We start from the raw sequence: 9,822 nt of genomic DNA on the forward strand, positions 1-9,822 counted from the left end.
CCCCCCTGCCCGAGCCCATTCGCCGCGCCATTGAAACGGTCATGCTGGATGACAACCCGCACTGCGGGTTGCGCCACAAGTACGTGGGGGGCGGCGCAGCCGCACGCTGCGGATTGGGCATCGAGCGTGCTGGCGAAGGAGCCGTGCTATGAACGCCCCCCTGCCCGAGCACATCCGCCGCGCGATTGAAACGGTCACGCTTGACGACAAATACGCCTTGTCGGAGGGCCGTGCCTTCATGAGCGGCGTGCAGGCCCTGGTGCGCCTGCCCATGCTGCAGCGCCAGCGCGATGCGATCGCGGGCCTGAACACCGCGGGCTTCATCAGCGGCTACCGCGGCAGCCCGCTGGGCACCTACGACCAGGCGCTGTGGTCGGCCAAGAAGCACCTGGCCAAGAACCACATCGTGTTCCAGCCCGGCGTGAACGAAGAGCTGGGCGCCACCGCCGTGTGGGGCACGCAGCAGCTCGACCTGTACCCCACGACGAAGAAATACGACGGCGTGTTCGGCATCTGGTACGGCAAGGGCCCGGGCGTGGACCGGTGCTCGGACGTGTTCAAGCACGCCAACATGGCCGGCACCTCCAGGCACGGCGGCGTGATCGCCATCGCGGGCGACGACCACATCAGCAAGAGCAGCACCGCGCCCCACCAGAGCGACCACATCTTCAAGGCCTGCGGCCTGCCGGTGTTCTTCCCGAGCAGCGTGCAGGACATCCTGGACATGGGCCTGCACGCCTTCGCCATGAGCCGCTTCTCGGGCGTGTGGTCGGGCATGAAGACCATCCAGGAGGTGGTGGAGTCCTCCAGCAGCATCTCGGTGGACCCGGACCGGGTGAAGATCGTCCTGCCCGAGGACTTCGCCATGCCGCCCGGCGGCCTGCACATCCGCTGGCCCGACGCGCCGCTGGAGCAGGAGGCGCGCCTCATGGACTACAAGTGGTATGCGGCGCTGGCGTACATCCGCGCCAACAAGCTGAACTACAACGTGATCCAGGGCCCGCAGGACCGCTTCGGCATCATCGCGAGCGGCAAGGCGTACAACGACACGCGCCAGGCGCTCATCGACCTGGGGCTGGAGGACGACGTCTGCCGCCATCTGGGCATCCGGCTGCACAAGGTGAACGTGGTGTGGCCGCTGGAGGCCACCATCACCCGCGACTTCGCCCAGGGGCTGCAGGAGATCCTGGTGGTGGAGGAAAAGCGCCAGGTCATCGAATACCAGATCAAGGAAGAGCTCTACAACTGGCGCGCCGACGTGCGCCCCAACGTGCTGGGCAAGTTCGACGAGGTGGAGGGCGACAACTCCGGTGGCGAGTGGAGCATGCCCAACCCGAGCCAGAACTGGCTGCTGCGCCCCAAGGCCGACCTCACGCCCGCCATCATCGCGCGCGCCATCGCCAAGCGCCTCAAAAAGCTGGGCGTGCCGGCCGACATCGTGGCCCGCATGGACGCGCGTCTGTCGGTGATCGATGCGCGCGAGCGCGGCCTGGCCGAATCCAAGGTGGACACGGGCGACCGCACGCCGTGGTTCTGCAGCGGCTGCCCGCACAACACCAGCACCCGCGTGCCCGAAGGCTCGCGCGCGGTGGCCGGCATCGGCTGCCACTACATGGTCAACTGGATGCCCGACCGCAACACGTCCACCTTCACGCAGATGGGCGGCGAGGGCGTGACCTGGGTGGGCCAGCAGCCCTTCACCACGGAAAAGCACGTGTTCGCCAACCTGGGCGACGGCACCTACTTCCACAGCGGGCTGCTGGCCATCCGCCAGAGCATCGCGGCGGGCACCAACATCACCTACAAGGTGCTCTACAACGACGCCGTCGCCATGACGGGCGGCCAGCAGGTGGGCGAGCGGCCCGAGGGGCACTCGGTGCTGCAGATCATGGCCAGCCTGAAGGCCGAGGGCATCGCCCGGCTGGTGATCGTGACCGACGAGCCGGGCAAGTACGACGGCGTGGCGCTGGCCGAGGGCGTGACGGTGCACCACCGCGATGAGCTGGACCGGATCCAGCGCGAGTTCCGCGAGATCCCCGGCTGCACGGCCATCATCTACGACCAGACCTGCGCGACCGAAAAGCGCCGCCGCAGGAAGCGCGGCACCCTGGCCACGCCCAACAAGACCGTGGTCATCAACGAGCTGGTGTGCGAGGGCTGCGGCGACTGCTCGGTGCAATCGAACTGCCTGTCGGTGGAGCCGCTGGAGACCGAGTTCGGCCGCAAGCGCCGCATCAACCAGAGCACCTGCAACAAGGACTACTCGTGCGTGAAGGGCTTTTGCCCGAGCTTCGTCACCGTCGAGGGCGGCACGCTGAAAAAACCCAAGAAGGAAAAGAAGGGCGATCTCTCCGCGATGCCCCCCATTCCCGAGCCGGTGCTGCCCGTGGCCGAGAGCGCCTGGGGCATCGTCGTGGCCGGCGTGGGCGGCACGGGCGTGATCACCATCGGCTCGCTGCTGGGCATGGCGGCGCACCTGGAAGGCAAGGGCGTCATCACGCAGGACGCGGCGGGCCTGGCGCAAAAGGGCGGCGCGACCTGGAGCCACATCCAGATCGCCAACCGGCCGGACGCCATCTACACCACCAAGGTGGACACGGCCAAGGCCGACCTCATCATCGGCTGCGACTCCATCGTCGCCTCGCACAAGACCACCATGGCCGCGATGCAGCCGGGCCGCACCTTCGTGGCGCTCAACACCCACGGCTCGCCCACTGCGTCGTTCGTGCACAACCCTGACTGGCAGTTTCCGGGCACCGATTGCGACACGGCCATCGCCTCCGCCGTGGGCGAGGACCTGCTGGCCAGCTTCGATGCCGAGGAAGTCGCCATGCAGATGCTGGGCGACAGCATCTACACCAACCCCCTGATGCTGGGCTACACCTGGCAAAAGGGCCGCGTGCCGCTGTCGCATGCCGCGCTCATGCGCGCCATGGAGCTGAACGGCGTGCAGGTGGACAACAACAAGGCCGCCTTCGAATGGGGCCGCCGCTGCGCGCACGACCTGGCCGCCGTGCAGGCCCTGTTCAAGGCCGCGCAGGTGATCCAGTTCGTCAAGAAGCCGGGCCTGGCGGAAGTGGTGGCCAAGCGCGAGCAGTTCCTCACCGGCTACCAGAACGCGGCCTATGCGGCCGAGTACAAGGCCTTCGTGGAGAAGGTGCAGGCCGCCGAGGCGCGCACGGGCGGCAAGGGCACGCGCCTGTCCGAGGCCGTGGCCCGCTACCTGTTCAAGCTCATGGCGTACAAGGACGAGTACGAGGTCGCGCGCCTGCACACCGACGCGGCGTTCACCGCCAAGATCGAGGGCATGTTCGAAGGCGACTACAAGCTCGTGCACCACCTGGCGCCCCCGCTGACCGCGAAGAAGAACGACAAGGGCGAACTGCTCAAGCAGCCGTTCGGCCCGTGGATGCGCAAGGCCTTCGGCGTGCTCGCCAGGCTCAAGGGCCTGCGCGGCACGGCGCTCGACCCGTTCGGCCGCACCGAGGAGCGCCGCACCGAGCGCGCCCTGATCGCCGAGTACCGCGCCTGCATCGACGAGCTGCTGGCTGGCCTGACCGCCGACAACCTGCCGCTGGCCGCCGACATCGCCCGCATTCCCGAGGACATCCGGGGCTACGGCCACGTGAAGGAGCGCCACCTGAAGGCCGCCCGCGCCAAGTGGGCGGTGCTGATGAACCAGTGGCGCCACCCGCAGGAGGCGCTGCGCCAGACGGCCTGAGGGGGCGAAAGCCCCTTTACCCGTCATGTGAGGGGGAAATGGGGTGCTATTGAAAATATAGCAATATGCCCTAGTGGTTATTGTGCTGAGCGGTGTTTTCATGCCCCATCGAAGGCCGGCCCTTGGGCCGGCCTTGCCACGCCAAGACCCCCGCGGACGCGGGTTTTGGCATGGGCTTTGCCAGGGGGCGCCGCATACAATCGCCTGTTGCCCTCCCGGCTGGCGCCGCGTCGCGCCGTGGGCGGGTGTCTGAAACGACCATCCATTTGAATGGAGCCTGTTGCCGTGTTTATCTCTTCCGCTTTCGCCCAGACCGCCCCTGCCGCCGCCGCCGGTGGCAGCGACATCATGTCCTCCCTGACGGGCATGCTCCCGCTGGTGCTGATGTTCGTGGTCCTGTACTTCGTCATGATCCGCCCCCAGATGAAGCGCCAGAAAGAGCATCGCAACATGATCGAGGCCATCGCCAAGGGCGATGAGGTGGCCACCGCCGGCGGCATCATCGGCCGGGTCACGCGCCTGTCCGAAGGCTTCCTGCACATCGAGATCGCCTCCGGCGTGGAAGTGCAGATCCAGCGCAGCGCCGTGGCGCAGGTCCTGCCCAAGGGCACGGTCAAGTAAGTCCAAGCGATGGCGCGAGCCGTTCCGATCTGGCGGCCGGCCCTGCGGGCCTGCGCCGCGACCTGAGAGTTAAGAGCGCGATCATGAACCGTTACCCGGTCTGGAAGTACGCGATCCTCGTGATCGCGCTGCTGGTGGGGGCCCTGTACACCCTGCCCAATTTCTTTGGCGAGGCCCCTGCCGTGCAGGTGTCGTCGGCCAAGGCGACGCTGAAGGTCGATGGCGCCGTGCAGCGCCGCGTCGAAGAGGCCCTGAAGGCCGCGGGCGTCGTGCCCGATGCCGTGAGCTTCGATGGCAATTCGGTGCGCGCGCGCTTCGACTCGCCCGACAGCCAGCTCAAGGCCAAGGACGCGATCCAGAAGGCCCTGGTGCCCGATCCGGCCGACCCGCCGTACATCGTCGCGCTGAACCTCGTCTCGCGCTCCCCCGACTGGCTCAGCGCGCTGCATGCGCGCCCCATGTACCTGGGGCTGGACCTGCGCGGCGGCGTGCACTTCATGCTGCAGGTGGACATGCAGGCGGCCCTCACCAAGAAGGCCGAATCGCTCGCCGGCGACCTGCGCACCACGCTGCGCGACAAGAACATCCGCCACGGCGGCATCAGCCGCGACGGCCAGGCGGTGGACATCCGCCTGCGCGACGAGGCGACCGCCACGGCCACGCGCAACGTGATCACCGACCAGTTCCCCGACCTGGTGGCCACCAGCAGCCCCGACGGCCAGGGCGTGCGCGTGCGCGCCACCATCAAGCCCGAGGCGCTGCGCAAGGTGCAGGACCAGGCGCTCAAGCAGAACATGACCACGCTGCACAACCGGATCAACGAACTCGGCGTGGCCGAGCCCGTGATCCAGCAGCAGGGCCTGGACCGCATCGTGGTGCAGCTGCCCGGCGTGCAGGACACCGCCAAGGCCAAGGACATCCTGGGCCGCACGGCCACGCTGGAAGTGCGCATGGTCGACGAAAGCGCCGAGGCGCGCTCGGCCGAGCTGGGCTCCGGCCCCGTGCCCTTCGGCGACGAAAAGTACCTGGACCGCAACGGGCAGTCCATCATCGTCAAGAAGCAGGTCATCCTCACAGGCGAGAACCTCACCGACGCGCAGCCCGGCTTCGACGGCCAGACGCAGGAGCCCACGGTCAACCTCACGCTCGACGCCAAGGGCGCCCGCATCTTCAAGGACATCACCCGCGAGAACGTGGGCAAGCGCATGGCCATCGTCCTGTTCGAAAAGGGCAAGGGCGAAGTGGTCACGGCCCCCGTGATCCGCAGCGAGATCAGCGGCGGCCGGGTGCAGATCTCCGGGCGCATGACCACGGCCGAGGCCAACGACACCTCGCTGCTGCTGCGCGCCGGCTCGCTGGCCGCGCCCATGGACATCATCGAGGAGTACACCATCGGCCCGAGCCTGGGCGCCGACAACATCGAGCGCGGCATCCACAGCGTGGTGTGGGGCTTCGTGGCGATCTCGGTCTTCATGTGCATCTACTACGCGCTGTTCGGCGTGATCTCGTCCATCGCGCTGTCGGTGAACGTGCTGATGCTGCTGGCCATCCTGTCGATGCTGCAGGCCACCCTGACCCTGCCCGGCATCGCCGCCATGGCGCTGGCGCTGGGCGTGGCCATCGACTCCAACGTGCTGATCAACGAGCGCATCCGCGAGGAACTGCGCGCCGGCGTGTCGCCGCAGGCGGCCATCCACGCGGGCTACGAGCGCGCCTGGGCGACGATTCTCGACTCGAACGTGACCACGCTGATCGCAGGTCTCGCGCTGCTGGCCTTCGGCTCCGGCCCGGTGCGCGGCTTCGCCGTGGTGCACTGCATCGGCATCCTGACCAGCATGTTCTCGGCCGTGTTCTTCTCGCGCGGCCTGGTCAACCTCTGGTATGGCCGCAAGAAGAAGCTCAAGAGCGTGTCCATCGGACAGGTGTGGAAGCCCGAACCCGACAGCACCACGTCCGCCGTGGTCAAGTCCAACTGAAGGAGAGGGACCATGGAATTCTTCCGCATCCGAAAAGACATCCCGTTCATGAAGTACGCGTTGGTTCTCAACGCGATCTCCTTCATCACTTTCGCGCTGGCCGTGTTCTTCCTGATCACGCGGGGCCTGCACCTGTCGGTGGAGTTCACCGGCGGCACGGTCATGGAAGTGGCCTACACCCAGAGCGCCGACATCGGCAAGGTGCGCAGCACCGTGTCCGGGCTGGGCTATTCCGACGTGACCGTGCAGAACTTCGGCACGGCGCGCGACGTGATGATCCGCCTGCCGGTGCAAAAGGGCGTGACCTCGGCGCAGCAAAGCGAGCAGGTCCTGGGCGCCCTCAAGGCGGCCGACCCCGACGTCACGCTGCGCCGCACCGAGTTCGTGGGCCCGCAGGTGGGCGAGGAACTGGTGCATGGCGGCCTCATGGCGCTGGGCATGGTGGTGATCGGCATCGTGATCTACCTGGCATTCCGCTTCGAGTGGAAGTTCGGCGTGGCGGCGGTGATCGCCAACCTGCACGACGTGGTGATCATCCTGGGCTTCTTCGCGTTCTTCCAGTGGGAGTTCTCGCTGGCGGTGCTGGCGGGGGTGCTGGCCGTGCTGGGCTACTCGGTGAACGAGTCGGTCGTGATCTTCGACCGGATCCGCGAGGCCTTCCGCAAGTACCGCAAGATGAGCACGCACGAGGTCATCGACCACGCGATCACCAGCACCATGAGCCGCACGATCATCACCCATGCCTCCACGGAGGCCGTGGTGCTGTCGATGTTCTTCTTCGGCGGCCCCAGCCTGCACTACTTCGCGCTGGCGCTGACCATCGGGATTCTGTTCGGCATCTATTCGTCGGTGTTCGTGGCCGCCGCCATCGCCATGTGGCTGGGTGTGAAGCGCGAAGACCTGGTGAAGGCGCCGCCCAAGAAGGACGGCGACCCGAACGATCCGAACGCCGGCGCAGCGGTCTGACCGCGACGCCCCGGGGCGCCCCATAATCGACGGCGTATGGAAGAACTCCGCCCCCCCACCGCGCCCCGGCGCCTGGCCCGCCTGGCCCGGCAGCGGTTCGTGGAGGGCCTGGTGGCGGGGCTGCCCGGCCTCGACAACGAACTGCAGGATTTCCTGACCCAGCTCATGGGCCTGACGGCCACGCAGCGCGAGATGCAGACGCGCCGCGACCTGTGGATGCGCTACCAGCAGCGCCACCAGGCCTGGGTCAGCGGCTGCGCCCGCGCCCTGTCCGAGGCCCTGCTGCCGCTGGTCAGCACCAGCCGGGGGGCGCTGCCCGCCGGGGGCGGGTTCGAACTGCTCAGCGACGACGTCGTCGAGAACCAGATCATCGCCTCGCGCATGGCGCTCACGGTGATGGAGCACACGGGCAACGCCTTCGACACCCTGCGGCAGTTCATTCAGCACCTGGAAGGCCAGGAACTGGACGGCCGCGACATCCTCCGCCCTGAAACGGTCTGCCTGCTGTTCGTCGACCAGTGGGTGGAGGCCGGCATGGAGCGGGGCGACCTGCAGACCGCCATCGATCCCCTGCAGCGCCAGCTGGGCGACCTGGTCTTGCGCCAGTACCAGTCCGTCAACGCGTTCTGCACCGAGCAGGGCGTGAAGCCCGACAACGACCTGCGCTCCAAGGTGCGCCGCACGGCGGGGGGCTCGTCCTCCCCCGCGGGCCTGGCGTCGCAGGCCCTGCAGCAATCGGCCCAGGCCTTCGCCCGGGAATCCGCCCAGGCGAGCATGCACGGCATGCCGTCCCAGGGCGGCGTGCCGCCAGGGCGCATGGGCGTGCAGGGAACGGCCTTCGGTGCCGGCATGCAGGCGTTCATGACGCCGCTGGCCCGCGCCCGCCAGCGTGCGCAGGGCGTGATGGGCCAATTGCGCCGCCTGCTGGTACAGCCTGCCACGGGCTTTGACATGGTGAACGCGCCGCCGGCCTCCGCCGCGCTGGCGCAGGCCCTGTCGGCCCACCGGGCGCAGGCGCAGACATACTACAGCGGCGTGGCCACGCTGGTCGAGGACTACAGCCCGGCCGCCGTGGTGCAGCTGGTGGGCGCGGTGCGCGAGCGCTCGACCGAACTGAAGGCCAAGGCCTCCACCCCCGGCGAAAAAAGCCATCATCGAGGTGGTGGCGCTGATGTTCCAGAGCATCCTGAGCGAAGACCGCATTCCGCCGGCCGTGCGCGTGTGGTTCGCGCGGCTGCAGGTGCCGGTGCTGCGCGTGGCGCTGGCCGAGCCCGAATTCTTCAGCGACGTCGCCCACCCGGCACGCCGCCTGATCGACCGCCTGGGCGGCGTGGTGATGGGGTTCGACGCCACCGCCATCAACGGCAGCGCGCTGGAAGGCGAGATCCGCCGCGTGGTGCAGGTGATCGAGCAGTACCCCGAAACCGGGCAGCGCGTCTTCCAGCTCGTCTATGACGAATTCGAGAAATTCCTGGCCAAGTTCCTCACCGCCAAGCAGGCCACCTCCAAGCTCGTCAGCGTGGCGCAGCAGGTCGAGCAGCGCGAGACGCTGGCCATCCAGTACACGATCGAGCTGCGCACCATGCTGCGGGACATGCCGGTGCGCGAGGAGATCCGCGATTTCCTCTTCAGACCTGGGCCGAGGTGCTGGCCATGTCGGCGGTGCGCGACGGCGCGCAGCACCCGGACACCGTGGCACTCAAGCGCACGGCGGCCGATCTGGTCTGGGCCGCCAGCGCCAAGCCCCACCGGGCGGACCGCGCCAAGGTCATCCAGAGCCTGCCGCCGCTGCTGCAGCACCTGCGCCAGGGCCTGGCGCTGCTCGGCGTGAACGGGCCGGAGCAGGATGCGCAGGTGAAGGTGCTGACCGACACGCTGGCCGATGCCTTCCTGTCCAAGACGGCGTCCATCCCGCAGGCGCACATCGATGCCATGGCGCGCCGCCTGGCCAATCTGGAGGACTACATCAGCGATGCGACGCTGGGCGAAATGCCGCTCAACGCCGACAACATCGAGCTGATGCTGGGCATCGATGCCTCGTCCATCCACGTGATCGCCGACAACGGCGCGCCCGTGGAGCCGGGCATGGTGGCCTGGGCGCAGGAGCTGCAGCCCGGGGCCTGGTTCACGCTGGACCACAACGGCGCGTCGGCGCAGGTGCAGTACGTGTGGCAAAGCCAGCGCAAGCAGCTGCACCTGTTCGCCGCGCCCGATGGCAGCAGCTACCTGCTGCAGCTCAAGCGCCTGGGCGCCTACCTGCAGTCCGGCCTGCTGGTGGCGCAGGAAGAGGAAGCGCTCACGATGCGGGCCACGCGCGACGCGCTGGCCAAGATCGACGCCAACCCGGAACGGTTGCTGGACTGAGCCGGCCGGCCTCGCGGGCCCAGGATCGGCGCGGGCCCGGAATCAGCGCCATCAATCGCCGTCGTCGTCCCCGCTGCCGTCGCCCCGCACCACGCGGCGCACGATGTCGCCGGCAAAGCCCCGCGCGGCCATGAAGCGCATCTGGCGCGCGCGCTCCTGCGGCGTCTCGCCCGG

At 68.2% G+C, this 9,822-nt stretch carries 4 protein-coding genes and 2 pseudogenes; 5 read left to right on the plus strand and 1 reads right to left on the minus strand.

Going from position 1 to position 9,822, the window contains the following annotated elements; all coding sequences use genetic code 11:
• The first annotated feature begins 148 nt into the window (after positions 1-148).
• The 5 genes and pseudogenes from AC27KI_RS14450 (at position 149) to AC27KI_RS14470 (ending at position 9,648) form a co-directional block, all read left to right on the plus strand.
• The gene (locus AC27KI_RS14450; protein WP_487114428.1) at positions 149-3,721 is read left to right on the plus strand and encodes an indolepyruvate ferredoxin oxidoreductase family protein; all 3,573 of its coding nucleotides are present in this window, start codon (positions 149-151) and stop codon (positions 3,719-3,721) included.
• 285 nt (positions 3,722-4,006) lie between these two features.
• Positions 4,007-4,342 carry a preprotein translocase subunit YajC gene (yajC, locus tag AC27KI_RS14455; protein ID WP_487114430.1) on the plus strand — a complete coding sequence of 112 codons (336 nt, stop codon included), beginning with the start codon at positions 4,007-4,009 and terminating at the stop codon, positions 4,340-4,342.
• An 83-nt stretch (positions 4,343-4,425) separates the two neighbouring features.
• Positions 4,426-6,318 (plus strand): protein translocase subunit SecD, encoded by a 1,893-nt coding sequence (secD, locus tag AC27KI_RS14460; RefSeq protein WP_487114432.1) that lies wholly within the window; start codon positions 4,426-4,428, stop codon positions 6,316-6,318.
• A gap of 12 nt (positions 6,319-6,330) precedes the next feature.
• Positions 6,331-7,284 (plus strand): protein translocase subunit SecF, encoded by a 954-nt coding sequence (gene secF, locus AC27KI_RS14465; protein WP_272566599.1) that lies wholly within the window; start codon positions 6,331-6,333, stop codon positions 7,282-7,284.
• Positions 7,285-7,320: 36 nt separating this feature from the next.
• Positions 7,321-9,648 (plus strand): annotated as a pseudogene (locus AC27KI_RS14470) (DUF1631 family protein).
• A 51-nt stretch (positions 9,649-9,699) separates the two neighbouring features.
• Here the strand turns inward: AC27KI_RS14470 and AC27KI_RS14475 are convergent.
• A pseudogene (locus AC27KI_RS14475) lies at positions 9,700-9,822 on the minus strand (recombination regulator RecX); the annotation flags it as partial.

This window comes from Acidovorax sp. KPB24-03, from assembly GCF_057546605.1.